22 protein-coding genes and 1 other RNA gene are annotated in these 19,698 nt (G+C 62.5%); 12 read left to right on the top strand and 11 right to left on the bottom strand.

The genetic code is table 11. The features are described from left to right. Nucleotides 1–154: 154 nt before the first annotated feature. From recF to N1937_RS22740, 3 genes are read left to right on the top strand one after another with little or no spacing between them, the layout of a single operon-like run. A complete protein-coding gene (recF, locus tag N1937_RS22750; protein WP_162115575.1) occupies nt 155–1,279 on the top strand; it encodes a DNA replication/repair protein RecF in 1,125 nt (374 codons plus the stop codon). Beyond that, a complete protein-coding gene (locus N1937_RS22745) occupies nt 1,276–2,100 on the top strand; it encodes a molybdopterin-synthase adenylyltransferase MoeB (RefSeq protein WP_170262738.1) in 825 nt (274 codons plus the stop codon). Before recF ends, N1937_RS22745 begins: the two co-directional genes overlap by 4 nt. Further along, nucleotides 2,097–2,585 (top strand): GNAT family N-acetyltransferase, encoded by a 489-nt coding sequence (locus N1937_RS22740; protein ID WP_017966477.1) that lies wholly within the window; start codon nt 2,097–2,099, stop codon nt 2,583–2,585. Before N1937_RS22745 ends, N1937_RS22740 begins: the two co-directional genes overlap by 4 nt. Before the next feature lie 13 nt (nt 2,586–2,598). On the opposite strand, the gene N1937_RS22735 is transcribed toward N1937_RS22740, so the two are convergent. After that, on the bottom strand, nt 2,599–3,600 hold the full coding sequence (locus N1937_RS22735; protein ID WP_017966476.1) for a 2-hydroxyacid dehydrogenase: 1,002 nt from the start codon (nt 3,598–3,600) through the stop codon (nt 2,599–2,601). A gap of 185 nt (nt 3,601–3,785) precedes the next feature. On the opposite strand from N1937_RS22735, the gene N1937_RS22730 reads away from it, so the two are divergent. Continuing rightward, nucleotides 3,786–4,325: an SH3 domain-containing protein gene (locus N1937_RS22730; RefSeq protein ID WP_260057038.1), complete on the top strand. Its 540-nt coding sequence runs from the start codon at nt 3,786–3,788 to the stop codon at nt 4,323–4,325. Here the strand turns inward: N1937_RS22730 and N1937_RS22725 are convergent. Then, a complete protein-coding gene (locus tag N1937_RS22725; RefSeq protein WP_260057037.1) occupies nt 4,318–5,310 on the bottom strand; it encodes an adenosine kinase in 993 nt (330 codons plus the stop codon). The two genes, N1937_RS22730 and N1937_RS22725, sit on opposite strands and share 8 nt — an antisense overlap. Before the next feature lie 517 nt (nt 5,311–5,827). Here N1937_RS22725 and N1937_RS22720 point away from each other — a divergent pair. Beyond that, nucleotides 5,828–6,775, top strand: coding sequence for an AEC family transporter (locus N1937_RS22720; protein WP_017966473.1), 948 nt, complete (start codon nt 5,828–5,830; stop codon nt 6,773–6,775). Nucleotides 6,776–6,844: 69 nt separating this feature from the next. On the opposite strand, the gene N1937_RS22715 is transcribed toward N1937_RS22720, so the two are convergent. Then, complete coding sequence (locus tag N1937_RS22715; RefSeq protein WP_162115620.1) at nt 6,845–7,408, bottom strand: c-type cytochrome; 564 nt, start codon at nt 7,406–7,408, stop codon at nt 6,845–6,847. 154 nt (nt 7,409–7,562) lie between these two features. Here N1937_RS22715 and N1937_RS22710 point away from each other — a divergent pair, with 154 nt between their 5' ends. Together N1937_RS22710 and N1937_RS22705 are read left to right on the top strand one after the other, a co-directional pair. Continuing rightward, nucleotides 7,563–8,318 (top strand): 3-deoxy-manno-octulosonate cytidylyltransferase, encoded by a 756-nt coding sequence (locus tag N1937_RS22710; protein WP_222280127.1) that lies wholly within the window; start codon nt 7,563–7,565, stop codon nt 8,316–8,318. 10 nt (nt 8,319–8,328) lie between these two features. Next, nucleotides 8,329–9,183, top strand: coding sequence for a prephenate dehydratase (locus tag N1937_RS22705; RefSeq protein WP_170262735.1), 855 nt, complete (start codon nt 8,329–8,331; stop codon nt 9,181–9,183). Nucleotides 9,184–9,289: 106 nt separating this feature from the next. Here the strand turns inward: N1937_RS22705 and N1937_RS22700 are convergent, their stop codons facing one another. The 5 genes from N1937_RS22700 to N1937_RS22680 form a co-directional block, all read right to left on the bottom strand. Continuing rightward, nucleotides 9,290–9,658 (bottom strand): VOC family protein, encoded by a 369-nt coding sequence (locus tag N1937_RS22700; protein WP_017966469.1) that lies wholly within the window; start codon nt 9,656–9,658, stop codon nt 9,290–9,292. Between the two features lie 136 nt (nt 9,659–9,794). Beyond that, nucleotides 9,795–10,055 (bottom strand): hypothetical protein, encoded by a 261-nt coding sequence (locus N1937_RS22695; protein WP_260057036.1) that lies wholly within the window; start codon nt 10,053–10,055, stop codon nt 9,795–9,797. A gap of 72 nt (nt 10,056–10,127) precedes the next feature. Continuing rightward, nucleotides 10,128–10,823 carry a helix-turn-helix transcriptional regulator gene (locus N1937_RS22690; RefSeq protein ID WP_260057035.1) on the bottom strand — a complete coding sequence of 232 codons (696 nt, stop codon included), beginning with the start codon at nt 10,821–10,823 and terminating at the stop codon, nt 10,128–10,130. A 4-nt stretch (nt 10,824–10,827) separates the two neighbouring features. Next, the gene (nudC, locus tag N1937_RS22685) at nt 10,828–11,787 is read right to left on the bottom strand and encodes an NAD(+) diphosphatase (protein WP_260057034.1); all 960 of its coding nucleotides are present in this window, start codon (nt 11,785–11,787) and stop codon (nt 10,828–10,830) included. Further along, the gene (locus N1937_RS22680; RefSeq protein WP_260057033.1) at nt 11,784–12,194 is read right to left on the bottom strand and encodes an HIT domain-containing protein; all 411 of its coding nucleotides are present in this window, start codon (nt 12,192–12,194) and stop codon (nt 11,784–11,786) included. The genes nudC and N1937_RS22680 overlap by 4 nt, the downstream gene beginning before the upstream one ends. 89 nt (nt 12,195–12,283) lie before the next feature. Here N1937_RS22680 and ffs point away from each other — a divergent pair. From ffs to N1937_RS22665, 3 genes are all read left to right on the top strand, one after another. After that, an RNA gene (gene ffs, locus N1937_RS22675) (signal recognition particle sRNA small type) lies at nt 12,284–12,380 on the top strand. Nucleotides 12,381–12,425: 45 nt separating this feature from the next. Beyond that, on the top strand, nt 12,426–14,303 hold the full coding sequence (locus N1937_RS22670) for a DNA polymerase III subunit gamma/tau (RefSeq protein ID WP_260057032.1): 1,878 nt from the start codon (nt 12,426–12,428) through the stop codon (nt 14,301–14,303). 21 nt (nt 14,304–14,324) lie between these two features. Next, the gene (locus N1937_RS22665) at nt 14,325–14,648 is read left to right on the top strand and encodes a YbaB/EbfC family nucleoid-associated protein (RefSeq protein ID WP_003544342.1); all 324 of its coding nucleotides are present in this window, start codon (nt 14,325–14,327) and stop codon (nt 14,646–14,648) included. A gap of 32 nt (nt 14,649–14,680) precedes the next feature. On the opposite strand, the gene N1937_RS22660 is transcribed toward N1937_RS22665, so the two are convergent. Further along, nucleotides 14,681–15,307: an MOSC domain-containing protein gene (locus tag N1937_RS22660; protein WP_260057031.1), complete on the bottom strand. Its 627-nt coding sequence runs from the start codon at nt 15,305–15,307 to the stop codon at nt 14,681–14,683. Between the two features lie 74 nt (nt 15,308–15,381). Here N1937_RS22660 and recR point away from each other — a divergent pair, with 74 nt between their 5' ends. Then, the gene (gene recR / locus N1937_RS22655; protein ID WP_260057030.1) at nt 15,382–15,987 is read left to right on the top strand and encodes a recombination mediator RecR; all 606 of its coding nucleotides are present in this window, start codon (nt 15,382–15,384) and stop codon (nt 15,985–15,987) included. Nucleotides 15,988–16,164: 177 nt separating this feature from the next. After that, nucleotides 16,165–17,433 (top strand): lytic murein transglycosylase, encoded by a 1,269-nt coding sequence (locus tag N1937_RS22650; protein ID WP_260057029.1) that lies wholly within the window; start codon nt 16,165–16,167, stop codon nt 17,431–17,433. A 6-nt stretch (nt 17,434–17,439) separates the two neighbouring features. On the opposite strand, the gene N1937_RS22645 is transcribed toward N1937_RS22650, so the two are convergent. Then, a complete protein-coding gene (locus N1937_RS22645; protein ID WP_260057028.1) occupies nt 17,440–17,895 on the bottom strand; it encodes a GNAT family N-acetyltransferase in 456 nt (151 codons plus the stop codon). Between the two features lie 23 nt (nt 17,896–17,918). Continuing rightward, complete coding sequence (locus N1937_RS22640; RefSeq protein WP_260057027.1) at nt 17,919–19,550, bottom strand: MFS transporter; 1,632 nt, start codon at nt 19,548–19,550, stop codon at nt 17,919–17,921. Between the last annotated feature and the right edge of the window lie 148 nt (nt 19,551–19,698).

Below are 19,698 nucleotides of genomic sequence, written 5' to 3'. Positions count from 1 at the left end.
GTCCCGCGCTTCGCGCTTATCCCTTATCGCTCAACTGCCGCGTCCCTGATTTGCGGCGGCATCGGAGGTTCGCGATCCGCGGCCAAGACGCTGCCAGCCTTGCCATCAACGCCGCTAAGGCTTAGCTGTCACGCTTCACGATTCCGGACATTCGATGCCGCACAAGGTTTCTCTTTCTCGTCTGAAGCTAACAGACTTCCGCAACTATGCGGCAGCGGCCCTTACCCTTGACGGTCGGCACGCCGTGCTGACGGGAGACAACGGTGCCGGCAAGACCAATCTCATGGAAGCCGTCTCGCTGCTTTCGCCTGGCCGCGGTTTGCGTCGCGCGGCCTATGGCGACATTACCCGCGTCGGCGCGGCCGGCGGTTTTTCGATCTTCGCCGCGCTCGATGGCATGGAGGGCGAGGTCGAGATCGGCACCGGCATCGAAACGGGCGAGGAGACCACCGCCCGCAGGCTGCGCATCAATGGCACAACGGCAAAGACTGCCGACGAACTGACCGACCATCTGCGCCTTCTCTGGCTGACGCCGGCGATGGACGGCCTGTTTACCGGCGCCTCCTCCGACCGGCGCCGCTTTCTCGACCGGCTGGTGCTGTCGCTCGATCCCGCCCATGGCCGCCGCGCCAGCGATTTCGAGCGCGCCATGCGCAGCCGCAACAAATTGCTGGACGAAGGCCGCTTCGATCCCTCCTGGCTTGCCGGCATCGAGGAGCAGATGGCAAGCCTCGGCATCGCCATGGCGCTCGCCCGGCAGGAGATGCTCGGCCTGCTGACCCGGCTGATCGAGGAAACACGGGAGAGCTCGCCCTTCCCTTCGGCATCGCTGCAGCTCTCGGGCTTCATGGACGGTCAGTTCTCGCGCCCCTCTGTCGACCTCGAAGACGACTACGCGGCGATGCTGGCAGAGAGCCGCTACCGCGATGCCGGCGCCGGGCGCACGCTCGAGGGGCCGCACCGGGCCGATCTCATCGTGCATCACCGCGAGAAGGCGATGGAGGCGGAGCGTTGCTCCACCGGCGAGCAGAAAGCGCTGCTTGTCGGCCTGGTGCTTGCGCATGCGCGGCTCGTCGGCAATCTCACCGGTCATGCGCCGATCCTGCTGCTCGACGAGATCGCGGCGCATCTCGACGAGGGCCGCCGCGCCGCGCTATTCGACCTTATCGACGGGCTCGGCGGCCAGGCCTTCATGACCGGAACGGATCGGGCGATGTTTTCAGCACTTGGCGACAGGGCGCAGTTTTTCACGGTTTCCGACGGAAGGGTGTTCGAATGACGGAGGCGGCTTTTCCCGGCGTCGGGGGTCATGATAACATCGGCGCCATGGAACCGCTCAGCCCGGAAGAAATCGCGCGCTATCACCGCCACATCCTGCTTCCCGAGATCGGCGGCGCCGGCCAGCAGAAACTGAAAGCCGCCCGTGTGCTGGTGATCGGTGCCGGCGGCCTCGGTGCACCGGTCCTGCAATATCTGGCCGCTGCCGGCGTCGGCACGCTCGGTATCGTTGACGACGACCGGGTTTCCCTCTCCAACCTGCAGCGCCAGGTGATCCATGATTCCGGCACGATCGGCGAATTGAAGACCGAGAGCGCCGCCTTCGCCATCGCCAGGCTCAATCCGCATGTCCGACTGATCCGCTTCGAGGAACGCTTTTCGCCGGAGGCCGCCCGCCGTCAGCTCTCCGGCTTCGATCTGCTGATCGACGGCTCCGACAATTTCGACACGCGTTATGCCGCCGCCGATGCAGCTGATGAAGCGCGCATTCCGCTCGTCAGCGGCGCCGTCGGGCGTTTCGATGGTTCGCTGACGGTTCTCAAGCCCTATGAGACAGCTGAGGACGGAACCGCCAACCCCAGATATCGCGACCTGTTTCCGGAACCGCCGCCGGCGGGGCTGATTCCCGCCTGCGCCGAAGCCGGCATCATCGGTGCACTCACAGGCGTCATCGGCACAATGATGGCGATGGAGGCGATCAAGCTCGTCACCGGCACCGGCGAACCGCTGGTCGGACGGTTGCTGCTTTACGACGCGCTCTCGGCCCGCTTCGACACCATCCGCTACAAACGACGCCGTACCACACAGAGGCAGGCGGGATGAGGGTTGTTCCGCTTGATCAGACTTTCACGCGCTGGGATGAATTGCTGGCGCTCATCGTCGCCTCCTTCGCCTCGATGAACGGCAGGATCGATCCGCCATCTTCAGCGCTCAAGCTGACGGCGGAGTCGCTGGCCGAAAAGTCCAGGGCCGAGATCGGCCATGTCGCCATCGACGGCGAAAAGCTGGCCGGCTGCCTGTTCCTGCGGCCGGAGGCCGATTGCCTCTATGTCGGCAAGCTCGCCGTTCTGCCTGAGGCGCAGGGCAAGGGCCTCGGCAGGCGGCTGCTGGCGATTGCCGAGGAAACGGCCGCAGCGCTCGGTCTTCCTGCTTTGCGGCTGGAAACGCGCATCGAACTCACCGACAATCACGCCGTCTTTGCCGCCTGGGGATTTTCCAGAACCGCCGAAAAGGCGCATCCCGGCTTTGCCAGGACGACTTTCGTCGAGATGCGCAAGGTCCTTGCGCCTCCGATCTGCGTCGCCTGATTTACAGCGTTCTTCAACGCCCCGGCAGCACGCGATTCGGCGGCCTATGACCGTCGATGAAGGTGCGGATGTTGATGATGACCTTGTCGCCCATGTCGATGCGGCCTTCGATCGTCGCCGAACTCATATGCGGCAGCAGCACGACCTTGCCCTCATTGGCGAGCTTGATGAGCCTCGGGTTGACGGCAGGCTCGTTCTCGAAGACGTCGAGGCCGGCGCCGGCAATCCGGCCCTCCCTCAGGCACTTGATCAGCGCCGCTTCGTCGACCACGTCGCCGCGCGCTGTGTTGACGAGATAGGCTGTCGGCTGCAGCAGCGCCAGACGGCGGGCCGAGACCAGGTGGAAGGTCGCCGGCGTCGACGGGCAATTGATCGAAACGATATCGACGCGGGCGAGCATCTGGTCGAGGCTTTCCCAATAGGTCGCCTCCAGTTCGTCCTCGACGGCCGGATTGACGCGCTTGCGGTTGTGATAGTGGATCGACAGGCCGAAGGCCTTGGCGCGGCGGGCCACCGCCGTGCCGATGCGGCCCATGCCGACGATGCCGATGCGCTTGCCGTGAATGCGCCGGCCGAGCATCCAGGTGGGAGACCAGCCTGCCCATTCGCCCGGCTTGTCGGTCAGCACGCGCGCACCTTCGCCGAGCCGTCTCGGAACCGCGAGAATCAGCGCCATGGTCATATCGGCGGTGTCCTCGGTCAGGACGTTCGGCGTGTTGGTGACGGTGATGCCCTTGCGCGCCGCCGCCTCGACGTCGATGTGGTCGGTGCCATTGGAGAAGCTCGCAATCAGCTTCATCTGCGGTCCCGCCTGTTCGATCAGCGCCGCGTCGATACGATCGGTGACGGTCGGCACCAGCACGTCGGCGGTCTTGACCGCGGCGATCAACTCGGGAACCGAACGCGGCGCGTCGTCGATGTTCAGCTCTGCGTCGAAGAGTTCGCGCATGCGGGTTTCGACGGCATCCGGCAGCTTGCGGGTGATGTAGACCTTCGGTTTTTTCTTCGCTGTCATGGCTGCCTGTGGTGCCTTGTTCAGAGGTCTTTAACCAAGAGGGGTGATAATTTTCCCATTCCGGGCATTTTCTACCAGACCCGCACGCGAAGACAAACAAAACTCGCGGTGCAGCCGGGGAATGTCAAAGCCCGGACCGCGAGCAGGCCTGCCCTGCCCGCGAATTCGAGCAACCGGAAACTTCCATGCGCAGCAAAGTCCTGAAGTCCTGCCTCGCCCTTGCCATCGCTCTGGCCGCATCCATAGGAAGCGACGAATTCGCCCATGCGCAAGCGGCCAAGGGGCCAAGCGGACTGCCATTGCCGCGTTTCGTCACGCTGAAATCCAAGCGCGTCAACCTGCGCATCGGTCCGGGAACGGATTACGCCGTTTCTTGGATGTACTTGAAATCCGGCCTGCCGGTGGAGATCATCCAGGAATACGACAACTGGCGCCGCATCCGCGATGCCGACGGCACCGAAGGCTGGGTCAACCAGTCGCTGCTATCAGGCCAGCGCGCGGCGATTGCCGCCCCCTGGATGAAGACCAAGGGCAAAGGCGTCTATGTCAATCTGCGCCGTGAGGCGCTCCCCTCTGCATCGATCGTTGCCAAGCTGGAACCCGGCGTGATGGTGACGATCGGCGAATGCAACGGCGACTGGTGCCGCGCCGAAACCGACGGCGCCTCGGGCTGGGTGGCGCAGTCGGAGATCTGGGGCGCCTATCCCGGCGAAGCCTTCAAATAAGCCCTGCCCGTTTTGCAGCCTCGGAAAGCGAGGTCATCGGGCGTGGGCCGATCTGCTGGATGACGATGCCGGCGGCCAGGCAACCGAGCTTGCCGCAATCCTCGAGAGACTGTCCCTGCGTGTAGCCGTAGAGGAAGCCGGAGGCGAAGAGATCGCCGGCACCCGTCGTGTCCACAACTTCCTTGATCCGGATCGCGTCGACGTAAAAACGCTCACGGCCCTTCAGGATGACGGCACCATTCTCGCTCATCGTCACGGCAGCGATCTTGCAATCGGCGGCGATCCTGTCCAGCGCCTCCTCGAAATCGTCGGTCTCGTAGAGCGACAGCGCTTCCTGGCGATTGGCGAAGACGATATCGACCTTGCCGGAGCGCATCAGATCGAGGAATTCGCCGCGATAGCGGTCGACGCAGAAGCTGTCGGACAGCGTCATCGACACTTCGCGGCCGTTTTCATGGGCGATGCGGGCACAATCGAGGATGGCTTCCTTGGCGCGCGGCGGATCCCAGAGATAACCTTCGAAATAAGTGACCTTGGCGTCGGCCACGACGTCGACCTCGACGTCTTCCGGGCCGAGTTCGACGCAAGCGCCGAGATAGGTGTTCATCGAACGCTCACCATCCTCGGTGACGAAGATCATCGAACGTGCCGTCGGCGGGAAGGTGCCCTTCGGCCGGGTCTGGTAGTGAACGCCCTGGGCGCGGATGTCGTGCGCGAAGATGTCACCGAGCTGATCTTGAGCAACATTGCCGAAATAGGCAGCCTTGCCGCCGAGGTTAGCCACGCCCGCCGCCGTGTTGCCGGCGCTGCCGCCGGAGGCTTCGAGCGCCGGTCCCATGCGCGAATACAAGAGTTCGGCGCGTTCGGCATCGATGAGGTTCATCGCCGCCTTGGTGATCTGGTTGTCAATGAGGAACTGGTCGTCGCAACGGGCAATGATGTCCACGATTGCGTTGCCGACTGTCAGAACATCGAATCTTGTCATGAAATGGGGGGTCCCGGAGTTTGTGATAGCCGGGGTTTGGTCTTAGCGAAATTTCCGCGGTTTGGAAGAATAAATGGTGGATGGCCCATCTATTTCTTCGCAAAAGTGCCGCCTATTCGTCACGTCCCTGTCATTTTCCAAATCTAGAAATACTCGCAAGAAGACCGGCATGAGCAGCTTTCAGTTGCAGCCGGGCGCACGAGGGATGATCCCCTCGATCTTACCGGCGCGATGCTGACCACGGATGAACTGGCAGCTTCGTGATCCGGGTTTCCGGCAAGACCGGAGCGGAAAAGCGGGCTGTGCCCGCTTTTTTTGTTTTGCAGATGCGCCTGATTGGACGGCGACTGCCTTTTCAACCCAAGCGGTTTGCTGCTACTGCATAATTCCTTAAATCGGAATCGATTTAAGGATAAAATTATTCAGCAATTCAAAGTGCTACAGCGTCCTTTGTGCGTCTCAAAAGACACGCGGCGCTGTAGACGTCGAATACTCCCCCGCGCAGAGCAGCCTCCGTATGTCAGCCATCATTCTCGACGTCCTTCCCATCTTCATCCTGATTCTCATCGGCTGGGTGATCGTCCGCAGCGGATTGATGGCCTCGAATGTTGGCGAAGCGCTCAGCGAATTCGTCTTCAAGATCGCCGTGCCGCTTCTGCTCTTTCGCACCATCGCCGAGGCGGATTTTCATGGCGCCTCGCCTTTTCGCCTCTGGATCGTCTATTTTTCCGGCGTTGCCATCACCTGGACGGCCGGCCATATCGCCGCCACACGCCTCTTCGGCCGTGACGAACGAATCGGCGTGCTGGCCGGCGTTTCCTCGGCCTTCGCCAACAATATCTTCATCGGTCTGCCGCTCGTCGAGCGGACCGTCGGCGACGAAGGGCTGGTGGCGCTGTCGATCCTGCTTGCCGTGCATCTGCCCGTGATGATGGTCGCCGGCACGGTCCTGATGGAGCATGCCGAGCGCAAGATCGCCGGCAAAAGCGATCGCAGCATGGTACTCGTACTTCGCCAGATCGCGGTCAATCTCGTGCGCAACCCGCTGGTGATCGGGCTTGCGGCCGGCATGGCCATGCACCTTTCCGGCCTCACCATGCCGACGACGGTGGCAACGGTCGTCGGGCAGATCGCCGGCATTGCCGGTCCGGCGGCACTGATATCGCTCGGCATGGCGCTGGAGAAATACGGCGTCTCCGGCAATCTCGGCATCGCCAGCGTCACCTCGACCCTGAAGCTGCTGCTGCTGCCAGGCTGCGTCTGGGCGGCGAGCCACCTCCTCGGTCTCAGCCCCGAATGGAGGGCAGCGATCGTCCTGACCTCCTCCGTCCCGACAGGCGTCAATGCCTGGCTGATCGCCAATCGCTTCGGCGTCGGTCACAGCCTCGCCGCCTCGACGATCACGGTGACGACGGCGCTCGGCGCCATCACGGTCTCGCTCTGGGCCTATTTCCTCGGTGCCTGAACCGGTCCTTGCACCAAGAAAAAGCCCGGCTTGCGGCCGGGCTCGATTGTCATGAATGATGTTGCCGCCCTATTGCGTCGCCGTCTTTGGGTCCGGCAGCGGCACCGGTGAATCGGCCAACGTGTGGAGATAGAGGATGACGTTGGCGCGGTCCTGATCTTTCGGCAGTCCGGCGAAGCCCATTGCGGTACCGGGAACGTCCTTCTTCGGTGCTGTCAGGAACTTGTTTAGATTTTCGAAAGTCCACTTCTCGCTGCTGCCCTTGGAGAAATCCTTCATGGCAGCGGAATAGGCGAAGCCTTCATGCGAGGCGATCGGGCGATCTACGACACCAAAGAGGTTGGGACCGACCTTGTTCGGTCCCCCTTTGGTGCCGTCATGACAGGCCTGACACTTCTTGAAGATCGTTTCACCGGCCTTGGCATCTGCAGAAGCGAGCAATTGCGCGATCGGAACGGCAACGGCAGGCGCAGCCTCGCCACCAGCGGCGGGTGCCTCTTCGGCAACGATCGCGAAACCTTCCTTTTCCGGTGCTTCGGAATGGAAGATCCCTTCGGACGCGATGGAGACAGACATCAGAACGAATATCGTTCCGAGCAGCGCCCCCACGGCCGTATTGACGTATGAATTCATCTGCAATGCTCCCCTTGCAGCCGGCAGACCATAAACCGGACCATCTTGAAATCGCGCGGAACCTATGTCTTTTGGTTGTTCGTTGCAACTGTCTAAATGGTCTTGTGCGTGAGACTTTTTGACACTTTCCAGCCCGGAATAGAAGGCCCGAACAATGAGTGATTCAAATTTAGACGGCGTGCTCGTATTGATCCCGGCGCGCATGGCCTCCACACGGCTTCCGGGCAAGCCACTGGCCGATATTTGCGGCCTGCCGATGATCGTCCAGGTGGCGCTGCGCGCCAGGGAGGCAGCCATCGGCCGCGTCGTCGTCGCCGTCGACGACGCCCGAGTATTCGATGCGGTAGCCGCCGCCGGCTTCGAAGTCGTCATGACCCGCACGGATCACCAATCGGGTTCCGATCGGATCTTTGAGGCGCTGACGAAAGTCGATCCGGACGGAAAGGCGAAGTTCATCGTCAACGTCCAGGGCGATCTGCCGACGATCGATCCGGAAACGGTGCGCGCGGCGTTGCGCCCTCTCGAGAACGAGGCGGTCGATATCGGGACGCTGACGACCGAAATCGACAATGAGGAGGACAGGACGGCGCCGCATATCGTCAAGATCGTCGGTTCGCCGATTTCCGACACCCGACTGCATGCGCTCTACTTCACGCGCGCAACCGCCCCTTACGGCAAGGGACCGCTCTACCACCATATCGGCCTTTATGCCTATCGGCGGGCGGCGCTCGAACGGTTCGTCTCGCTCGGCCCCTCGACGCTCGAAAAGCGCGAATCGCTGGAGCAATTGCGGGCGCTGGAAGCCGGCATGCGCATCGACGCCGAGATCGTTGACACGGTTCCGCTCGGTGTCGATACTCCCGCCGACCTCGAAAAAGCGCGGCGCATCCTCTCCGCAAAGTCGAACTGACGGAACCATCATGAACATCAAGACCAACAGGATCGCCTTCCAGGGCGAATTCGGCGCCAATTCCGACATGGCGAGCCGCGACATGTTTCCGACCATGGAGCCGCTGCCCTGCCAGACCTTCGAGGATGCGTTCACGGCGGTCGACAACGGCGACGCCGATATCGCGATGATCCCGATCGAGAACACGATTGCCGGGCGCGTCGCCGATATCCACCATCTGCTGCCGGAGTCGCGGCTGCATATCATCGGCGAATATTTCATGCCGATCCGCTTCCAGCTGATGGTGCTGCCCGGTGTCACCAAGGACGAGATCCGTACGGTGCACAGCCATATCCACGCGCTCGGCCAATGCCGCAAGATCGTTCGCGCCAATGGCTGGAAGCCGGTGATCGCCGGCGATACGGCAGGGGCAGCAAAGCTGGTGAAGGAAACCGGCGACCGCTCGATGGCCGCCTTGGCGCCGCGTCTTGCCGCCGATCTCTACGGGCTCGAGATCATCGCCGAAAATGTCGAGGATTCGGAAAACAATGTGACCCGTTTCGTCGTCCTGTCCCGCGACGAGGAATGGGCGCAACGGAATTCGGCGGAAGAAAAGCTCGTCACCACCTTCGTCTTCAACGTCCGTAACATCCCGGCCGCTCTTTACAAAGCGCTCGGCGGTTTTGCCACCAACAACATCAACATGACGAAGCTGGAGAGCTACCAGCTCGGCGGAAAATTCGTGGCGACGCAGTTTTACGCCGATATCGAAGGCCATCCGAACGACCCGAACGTGCGCCGGGCGTTGGAGGAACTGCGGTTCTTCTCCGAGAAAGTCCGCATCCTCGGCGTCTACAAGGGACATGCGATGCGAGGCCTGCTTTAGAACAGGACGAAGTCATCCTGTTCTAAATTAAATAGTTAGAGCATGATGTTGTCCGAAAACCGCTGACACTTTTCGGCATCATGCTCCAAGGCAAGCCCCGCCTGAATTATTTATCCGGCTCACAGACACGCAGCCGATGCCCGTCCGGGTCGAGCACGACGAAGGTCGGGCCAAAATCCAGGTCGGTCAGTTCCTGGGCGATCGGCAGACCACGCTGGCGCCAGTCTTCATAATGTTTGGCGACGGCATTTTCTCCTTCGACCATGAAGGCCATTTCGCCGCGATTGCCGATGGCGGAGGGCTGCGGCTCGACCTTGCTGCGCCGCCAGAGACCGAGGGTGAAGCCGCCTTCAAGCGGAAAAGCGACGAAATTCGGCGCCTCCACGGCCGGCTCGCGATTGAGCAGGTTCCGGTAGAAACTGGCGCTTTCACCCGGGTCCTTGACGTAAAGAATGATGAGATTGGGGCTGGTCATTTCGGTTCTCCCGTTGTTGCAGAATGGGGCCGGACGAAATCATCTGCTGACAGTTAATGGCAGCAGGGTGCAAAGGGCGCAGCGATCGCAGCGCCCCGTTCTCGTCGGGCGGAATGTTGATAAGGATAGTGGCGGCCTAAAGCGGGAAACGGTCCTCGCAATGCGGGTCGCGTCCATCCATGAAGCCGAGATCGCGCTTCAGGTAGTCCGGGGTTGCTTCAAGGTCGAGGCTCGTGCGGTTTCCACTGGGAAAGCGGAAAACACCCATGATCAGGAGCAGCAGGCCGGAGCGTGCCGACTGGCGGACATCGGCAAAAGTCTCGGCCGAAATGACATCGGCAAAGGACTCGCCCGTAAAACGGTCGTTCGCGAAATGAATGGCTGGAGGCGTTACCATGATCAGTACTCCTTTCCTGTTGGATTGGTACTGACAATAACACTTGCTGCTGACAGTTTATGGCAGCAGTGTTCAGCTCTCGATCGGCACGTCCTGCGTCTCGCGCCACTCCTTGAGGAGCACCGTGCGGCGGCGCGGATAACGCCCCTCATGCAACGCCATGTCGATGATGCGGTCGGTACGGAAATGGCGAAAATCCTGGCGCAGTTCGCACCAGGCCATGACGACCCGCACATGTTCGAAATAACCGAGCGCGAAAGGCCAGACGCGGCGGCGCGAGATCCGACCCTGCTCGTCACCATAATGCAGCTCGAGGATACGCTCCAGGCGGATCGCTTTGCGGATGGCCGAAACATCAGCCTTGTCCTCGTCCCGGCGTTTGGGACCGACGAACAGCGCGGCCGAATCGATCATCTCGCGCATATCGGCCGGCAGCACGGCGGCAATCTTGGCCAGTGCGTCGGCGCCGGCGCCGGCAAGGCGCGGCTCGGCGGCGCGGGCCACCCAACGCGAGCCGAGCACCAATGCCTCGAGCTCTTCTTCGGAAAACATCATCGGCGGCAGCATGAAGCCGGGCTTCAACACGTAACCGATGCCGGCTTCGCCTTCAATCATCGCGCCCTGGGCCTGCAGGCTGGCAATATCGCGATAGAGCGTGCGCAGGCTGACGCCGGTCTCCTGGGCAAGCACGGTTCCAGTCACCGGTCGCCGGTAACGCCGGAGCGTCTGGAGCAGCGTCAGCAGCCGTTCGGAGCGGGCGACCGGCATGACGCTACCGCTTCCACTCCACCCAGTCGCGCATCAGGCGGTGGGCGATCGCCCCTTTCGGCGGCGAGGCCTTGCCTGTTGCGCTCGGGCGTTCCAGCATCTCGATCGTTTCCTGGCGGGTGAACCAGCGGCAATCCTCCAGTTCCGTCTCGTCGCGGCTGATCTCGGTCGATTTCGCCTCGGCGTAACAGCCGATCATCAAGGAATGCGGCATCGGCCAGGGCTGCGAGGCGTGATAGCGGATGCGGCCGGTGCGGATGCCCGATTCCTCCAGCGTTTCGCGGCGCACGGCGTTCTCGATGGTCTCGCCGGGCTCGACGAAGCCGGCCAGACAGGAATACATGCCGGGCGCGAAATGCGGACTGCGGCCGAGCAGGCAGAGGTCGCGCTGCTCGTCAACCGTCAGCATGATGACGACGGGGTCGGTGCGGGGGAAGATCACGTGTTCGCAGGCGGTGCAGACGCGCTTGTAGCCGCCGATGTGGATCTCCATCGCCGAGCCGCAGCGGCCGCAGAAGCGGTTATCGCCGTTCCAGCGGATCAGGCTTGCGGCCTGGGCGAATTCGCCGAGCAACACCTCGTCGATCAGCATTTCGCGAAACAGCGTGCGGCCGTCTGCAGGCTTGTAGTGGCTGGTGAGATCGTCGGCGTCGATGCCGACGGGAACGGCAAGGCGCGGCTCGCCGGTCTTGCGGTAGCCAAGAAGTATGGTTTCGTCCCAGTCCGGCTGCAATTCCTGCAGTTCATAGCGGGCAAAGAGCGGATCGAGCACCTGGGCGTCATGCTTCAGCACCAGCCTATCCCTGGCGAAGGCGAAGATATGGGTACCTTCCTTGGCCAGCGCCTTTTCGACGGATTGTTCGTCGCGATGCTCGGAATCGCGATTGAGGTCGTTGGCGGCAAAGGCCGTGAGATTGCTGGGTTCCGGATGCGGCACATCCGAATCGAAAAGCGAATGACTCATGATGAAAGGGCTTCCCGCAGCTTCGCTGTAAATTCGTCGCTCTTTCCGTCCTCGTAGGGCTCCGCGTGCCCGAAGCCCCAGATGGGACCCGGCCAGTTCGCATCGCCTTCGAAGCGGGCAATCACATGAACATGAAGCTGACGGACGATATTGCCAAGAGCCCCGACATTGATTTTTGTCGCGCCGGTGATCTCCTTCAGCGCCTTGGCGACCAGCTCCGTCTCAAAGGCCAGCAGCACCTGGTCGAGCGGCGTCAGCTCGAAGATTTCGGTGATATCGGCCCGGCGCGGCACGAGTATGAGCCACGGCCAGCGGGCATCCCTCGACAATCTCAGATCGCAGAGACCGGTGACCATGATGCTGACGCTGTCGTTTTCCAGCCGGGGGTCGAGCACGAAACCTTTCAAAGGGCATTCTCCTCATGTTTTCCAACGACTAGCAGTTTTTTTGCATGTTGGCTTGCTTTTGATGACGATATTGCCGATATGTGCATCCGGGAGGTTGGTGGTGGACGAGCCACTCGCCAACCGGGTCAGGTCCGGAAGGAAGCAGCCCTAACGAGCCCGGCACGGGTCATCGTGCCAGCCTCCCACCTTCTCTCCACGAAGTGCCCGACGATCCGGGCGACAAGCAGGGCGATGAGCGACACCGAGCGACAATCAAAAGATGCCGCCTCGACGGGCACCGGATACCGGGTGCTGGCTCGCAAATACCGCCCCAAGGATTTCACGGACTTGATGGTCGGCCAGGAGCCGATGGTCCGCACCCTCACCAACGCCTTCGAGACCGGCCGCATCGCGCAAGCCTACATGCTGACCGGCGTGCGCGGCGTCGGCAAGACGACGACGGCGCGCATCCTGGCGCGGGCGCTGAACTACAAGACGTCGGAGATCGACAAGCCGACGATCGACCTTCGCACGCCCGGCGAGCACTGCCAGGCAATCATGGAAGGCCGGCATGTCGACGTGATCGAGATGGATGCCGCCTCCCATACCGGTATCGACGATATCCGCGAGATCATCGAGCAGGTGCGCTACCGCCCGGTTTCGGCGCGCTACAAAGTCTATATCATCGACGAAGTGCACATGCTGTCGACGCAGGCCTTCAACGGCCTGTTGAAGACGCTGGAAGAGCCGCCGGAGCATGTGAAGTTCATCTTCGCCACCACCGAGATCCGCAAGGTGCCGATCACCGTGCTGTCGCGCTGCCAGCGCTTCGACCTGCGCCGCATCAGCGCCTCCGATCTTGTCGGGCTGTTCACGACGATCGCGGCCAAGGAAGGCATCGAGGCGGAAGCCGACGCGCTGGCGATGATTGCGCGTGCGGCCGAAGGCTCGGCGCGCGACGGCCTGTCGCTGCTCGACCAGGCGATCGCCCATGGCGCAGGCGTCGTGCAGGCGGAAGCTGTGCGCGGCATGCTCGGCCTTGCCGATCGCGCCCGGATCGTCGATCTCTTCCAGCATATCGTCAAGGGCGATGTGGCCGCGGCCCTCGGCGAGTTCCAGAACCAGTACGAAGCCGGCGCCAATCCGGTGGTGGTGCTGACCGATCTTGCCGATTTCACCCATCTGGTGACGCGGCTGAAATATGTGCCGGATGCGGCAAACGATCCTTCGCTGAGCGAGGTCGAGCGCACCAAGGCGGCGGAATTTGCCAAGGGCGTTGCGGTGACGACGCTGTCGCGCATCTGGCAGATGCTGCTTAAGGGCATTCCGGAAACGGAAGGCTCGTCGCGAACGGCAGGGGCGGCCGAAATGGTGCTGATCCGGCTTGCGCATGCTGCGCATCTGCCCGCGCCCGAGGATGCGGCGCGCCGGCTTGCCGAATTTTCCGGCGACAATGCCGGCCCGCGGCCCGCGGCTCCGCCGTCCGGCAATGGTGGCGGCAACGGGACACGGGTTTCCTATCAGAACAGTGTCACGGCGCGCGCAGCCGAAACCGCACCGAGCCAGCCGCCGTCTTCGGCGCCGGTGGCCATGCTGCGCGCCGTGCCGAGCAGCCAGCCCGAGACGATGCCTGTCGGCCGGATTGAGCCGAAACCGGCGGAAACACCGAAGCCGCTCGTCCGGGTCAATTCGGTCAGCGATATCGTCGATCTCGCCACCGAGAAGCGCGATCCGAAGCTGAAGGCGATGGTGCGGACCTTCGTGCGCCCTGTGCGGATCGAGCCCGGCCGGCTCGACGTCAGCCTGAGCGAGGGCGCACCGACGACGCTGCTCAACGAGCTTGCCGTCAAATTGAAGGAATGGACCGGCATCCACTGGATCGTCAGTCTCAGCCGCGACGAGGGCCAGCCGACGCTTGTGGAAGCGGAGGCCAGGACCCGGGAACAGAATGTGATCGATGCCCGCCAGGACCCTGACGTGGCGGCAATCCTGGCACATTTTCCCGGCGCAAAAATCATCGACGTACGTGTGCGGGCGCCCGAACCGGAAGAGGAAGGCGAGGCGACGCCGCCGGCTGCCGCCGAATCCGAGGAAGGCGACATCCTGCCGGGCGACGACATAGAATTCTAAGTTTCAACAAGGAGCGAGACGATGCGCGACATCATGGGCATGATGGGCAAAGTCAAGGAAATGCAGGCCAAGATGGAGCAGATGCAGGCGGAGATCGCCGAGCTCACGGCCGAAGGCAAGGCGGGCGGCGGCCTCGTCGCCGTCGTCATCACTGGCAAGGGCGAACTGAAGAGCCTGAAGATCGACCCGTCGCTGTTCAAGGAAGACGATGTCGAGATCCTCGAGGACCTGATCGTCGCCGCCCACAAGGACGCCAAGGACAAAGCCGAGGCGCTGGCCGCCGAAAAGACCAAGGCCCTGACCGCAGGCCTGCCGATCCCACCGGGCTTCAAGCTGCCATTCTGAGGCGGCCAACATATCAAGGTGTAAAGTCTGATCTAGTGCGCTTCGTCGGCTTGGGATTCCAGCATGGCCCTAAGCTTGTAGTGAATTGGGGCCGCGAGATATCGCGCCCGATCTGCCCCCTGAAGCCTTCGGCCGAAGGTCTCCATTAGCTCCGGCATCGTAATCCTGTCTCCCGAAAAAGACGTGTATTCCATCGGCATTCCGGGCTCGACCACGCCGTCCCGGATGACGCGGCAGTAGATGCCGGGACGAGCGGCGGCAGTATAGCGTTTGACGAATTTCGGATCGGCCATCCGGGCTGCGAAGGTGGCGCGGGGAATGCGGCATGACGTGACTTCGAGGATGAGGTCGCCGGCGACGAAGCGGTCACCGACAGCGACGTCGCGATTGTCGAGATCCGATATCACCATGTTCTCGCCGAAAGTACCGGCCTCGTAAGGTTGACCCAGCTCGCTGCTCCACCAGTCGAGTGTCAGCGATCCCTCGACATAAACAGCCTGGTCGACGCCGCCATGGTGTTTGCGGTTGCAGATCGCATCGCCGACCAGACCTTCGGCGTCGATCATGACCGCGCCGTTGACGGCGTGTTTGAAGATGCCGGTGTTGTCGCTCTTGCCCGGCAGTCTTTCCGGATTGCCGGTGCACAATTGCCAGTGCACAAGGCCAGGATTTTCATCGGATGGGCGATCCTTCCGCGATTCCGTTTTCGTTCCATATCAGTTAAGAACGGCGCATGGCAAAACGAGTCACCGGACCCGAAATCGAAAAACTCATCCAGCTTCTGGCGAAGGTGCCGGGCCTCGGGCCGCGCTCGGCGCGCCGGGCGGCACTGCATCTGATCAAGAAGAAGGATCAGCTGCTCGGCCCGCTGTCGAATGCGATGGGCGAGGCCTATGACAAGGTGAAGATCTGCTCGCGCTGCGGCAATGTCGATACCGTCGATCCCTGCACCGTCTGCACCGACACGCAGCGTGATCAATCCATCATCATCGTCGTCGAGGACGTATCGGACCTCTGGGCGCTGGAGCGGGCAGGCGCGATGAACGCCGCCTATCATGTGCTCGGCGGCACGCTATCGCCGCTCGACGGCATCGGGCCCGACGATCTCAATATTCGCGGACTGGTCGACCGGATCGGCGAAGGCGGCATCCGGGAACTGATTATCGCGGTCAATGCCACCGTCGAGGGACAGACGACCGCGCATTACATCACCGACCAGCTGCAGGGGCTGGACGTGAAGATCACCCGGCTGGCGCATGGCGTACCGGTCGGCGGCGAGCTCGACTATCTCGACGAGGGCACGCTCGCAGCGGCACTTCGGGCGCGGACGGTGATATAGGGAGGCTTGCATATGTTGCATCACACCCCCCTCTGCCCTGCCGGGCATCTCCCCCACAAGGGGGGAGATCGGCCAGAGGCACGCTCATCCGTTCCTCGCGTTTCGACGCTTCAGTACGTGCGACGGTTGCTAAGGGCAAAGCATCGCCTGTTTCCGATCTCCCCCCCTGTGGGGGAGATGCCCGGCAGGGCAGAGGGGGGTGGGCCGCGGCAGGTCATCTCGTCTATCTTTATACTCGTAACCGCTCTGATGCCTCTGCCCGCCCTCGCCGCCTCCAAAACCGATGTCGAGGCGCAGTTCGAGAAATGGGTGCAGAGCGACCTCTGGCCGGAGGCGAAGGCGAACGGCATTTCGGAGAAGGTCTTTCAAGCCGCTTTCTCCGGCATCACGCTGAACTGGAACCTGCCCGATCTCGCTCCGCCGGGTTTCCCGCCGCCAAAGGAGCAGAAGCAGACGCAGGCCGAATTTTCCTCGCCCGCTCCCTATTTCAACGAGGACCATCTGAAGCGACTTGCCGCAACCGGGCGCGGCTTTGCCGCCCAATACGGCTCGACGCTGAAACGGATCGAGAAGACCTATGGCGTGCCGGGCTCGATCGTGCTGGCCATCTGGGGCCGGGAGACCGGCTTCGGTGCGGCGAAGATCCCGAATTCGGCGATCGAGGTGCTGGCGACCAAGGCCTTCATGTCGACGCGCAAGGAGATGTTCCGCACCGAGCTGGTGGCCGCACTCCATATTCTCGACGTCGGCGACGTCACACCTGCCGATTTCAAGGGGTCATGGGCCGGCGCGCTCGGCCAACCGCAGTTCATGCCGACGAGTTATCTGAAATATGCCGTCGATTTCGACGGCGACGGCCACCGCAATATCTGGACGTCGGTGCCCGATACGCTCGCCTCGATCGCCAATTTTCTGGTCAAGAAAGGCTGGCAGCGCGACCGCGACTGGGGCTTCGAGGTGTCGATACCGGAGGCGGTTTCCTGCGCGCAGGAGGGACCCGATCTGGCAAAGCCGCTGTCGCACTGGGCCTCGCTCGGCATCGACCGCAGCTCCGGCAAAGGCTTTCCCTCAGGCGAGATGAAGGCTGAGGGCATGATGCTGGTGCCCGCCGGCCGCGACGGGCCGGAATTCATCGTCACGCCGAATTTCTACATCATCAAGGAATACAATAATTCCGATCTCTACGCGCTCTATATCGGCAATCTCGCCGACCGGATCGCCTATAATGGCGGCGCCTTCCAGGGCAGATGGGGCGATGTCGGCAAGATGCTGCGCTCGGACGTCGCCGCCATGCAGAAGGCGCTGGAACGGCAGGGCTATGATGTCGGCGGCTCCGACGGTCTGCCGGGCTACAAGACGCGGCGCTCGATCGGCCAGTGGCAGGCAAAGAACGGCATGAAACCGACATGTTTTCCCGAGGCTGCGATGAAGGGCAAGCTGAAGTAACCAGCTTCACAGAGTGCGTTTCAAGCCTTCATGGCTGGCGACGAAACCGAGCCTCTCGTAAAAGCGGATCGCATCCCCTCGCGTCTTGTCCGATGTCAGCTGCACGAGGCCGCAGCCGCGCTCGGCGCATTGGGCGATCGCCCATTCGATGAATTGCGCGCCGAGGCCAGAGCCGCGAAGATCGCTTGCGACACGCACGCTTTCGATCTGGCCGCGCCACATGCCCGTCCTCGAAAGGCCGGGAACAAAGCTCAGCTGCAAACAGCCGACGACCCGATCGGCCGCGTCGGTTGCGACGGCCAGAAGCTGATTGGCATCAGCCTCGATCGCGGCAAAGGCCGAGAGATAACGCGCGTCGACAGTATCCGAAACGATCTCCCTGCTGCCGCCGAGATCGTCATCGGCCAGAAGCCGGACGATGGCGGCAAGATCGGATTGGCGGGCGAGCCTGAATCTACACATGCTTGATCTCTGCATAGCTGGTCTCAATGATGCAGATCGATCGGCGCCTTGTGGAAGACGTCGTCGCCCGGCGGAATGGCCTGGCGTTCGATCATGCGGTGGACATGCAGCGGACCTTCGCCGCGGTGAAGCGCACGAAGCCTGTCGGTGTTTTCGGCATCGGCCTGCGTGCGCCGCTGGTTGTGTCTTATGTATTCGACCCAGGTCGGCGTGTGGTAGGTTTCCGTCCAAAGGCTGGGATTTTCGAGATCACGCATCAGCGCCCAGTTGCGAGCGCCGTCGCGGATGCGGATACGGCGGCGTTCGCCCATCAATTCCATGAACTCGGCCAGGTCGTCATCTCCGATCTCGTAATCGACCTGGATGACGATCGGGCCGCTGCGCGGCGTGATGTCGAGACTGAGGGCCGGTTCGGTGAAGCGGTTCAGCGGGTCGAGGTTGAGCGAGGCGAAGGCCGGCATGGAAAAGCGCAGGCCGATGGCGATGCCGAGCAGCATGACGACGGATGACATCAGCAGCGCATCGGCGACGCCGTAGCGATCCGCAGCAACGCCCCACAGCCAGCTGCCGCCGGCGATGCCGCCGAAGGTGACGGTCTGGTAGAGCGACAGCGCCCGGCCGACCACCCAGCGCGGCGTCGAAAGCTGGACGATGGTATTGAACAGCGAAAGTGCAGAGACCCAGCAGGCGCCGGAAACGAGCAGCCCGGCGGAGGTCAGGACGGCACTTGGGCTCACGGCTGCGATGACTGCGCTCAATGCGAAGCCGGCAAAGGACAGGCGGACGATCATCTCGCTGGAAAGCACTTGGCGAAGCCTGGCATTCAGCACGGCACCGCCGATTGCGCCGATACCGAAGGCGCCGAGCATGAAACCATAGGTCAGCGGCCCGCCGGCAACGAGATCGAGGGCGACGACCGGCAGCAGCGCCAGGATCGAGCTGGCGCCGATGCCGAAGAGCAGCCCTCTGACGAGGACCTTTTCGAGATTGGGCGACATCGAGACGTAACGCAGGCCGGCGAAGATGGCGCTGCCGAGCGCCTCCCGCGGCAGGGTCGAGACGGGCGCGGCTGGCCGCCAGCGCAACAGGGCATAGATCAAGGCGAGGTAACTCAGCGTGTTAACCGCGAAAGCCGCGGCCGCGCCGGCAGCGGCGACGATGACGCCGCCGATTGCCGGGCCGACGCTGCGGGTGATGTTGAAACCCATGCTGTTCAACGTGACCGCACCCGGCAGGTCGGCACGCGGCACCATGTCGCCGACCGAGGCCTGCCAGGAGGGATTGTTGAGCGCGGTGCCGCAGCCGATCAGGAAGGTGAAGAAGAGCAGCAGCCAGGGCGTGATCCAGCCGAGCAGGGCCGAGGCCGTCAGCAGCGCCGAGACGGTGAGCATCATGCACTGCGCCGTCAGCATGACCCGGCGGCGGTCATAATTGTCGGCCAGCGCACCCGATATCAGCGAAAACAACATGATCGGCAGCGCCGTCGAGGTCTGTACCAGCGCAACCATGTCCTCCGACGCGGTGATCGTCGTCATCATCCAGGCGGCGCCCACCGCCTGGATCAGGCCGCCGAAATTCGAAGAAAGGCTCGCGAACCAGATGGTGCGGTAGGTATCGTGCCGCAAAGGCGCCAATGTCGACGAAGTGTAGGCCACGATTTCTCCGCTTTTGTTATTGCGCGCCAACGGCAATATATGCGCAAGACCGGCGCTGGCCATAGGCCTGATCACGTCACCGGAGCGAATCGGCCGAATCTGTCGCAGACCTTGCAATTTCGGAAAAACCCGACTATATGCCTCTCAA

This window comes from Rhizobium sp. WSM4643 (genome assembly GCF_025152745.1).
In the GTDB taxonomy this organism is placed as follows: Bacteria; Pseudomonadota; Alphaproteobacteria; order Rhizobiales; family Rhizobiaceae; genus Rhizobium; species Rhizobium leguminosarum_I.
The sequence above is the reverse complement of the archived record's forward strand: the minus strand, read 5'-3'. Positions and strand labels throughout refer to the sequence as shown.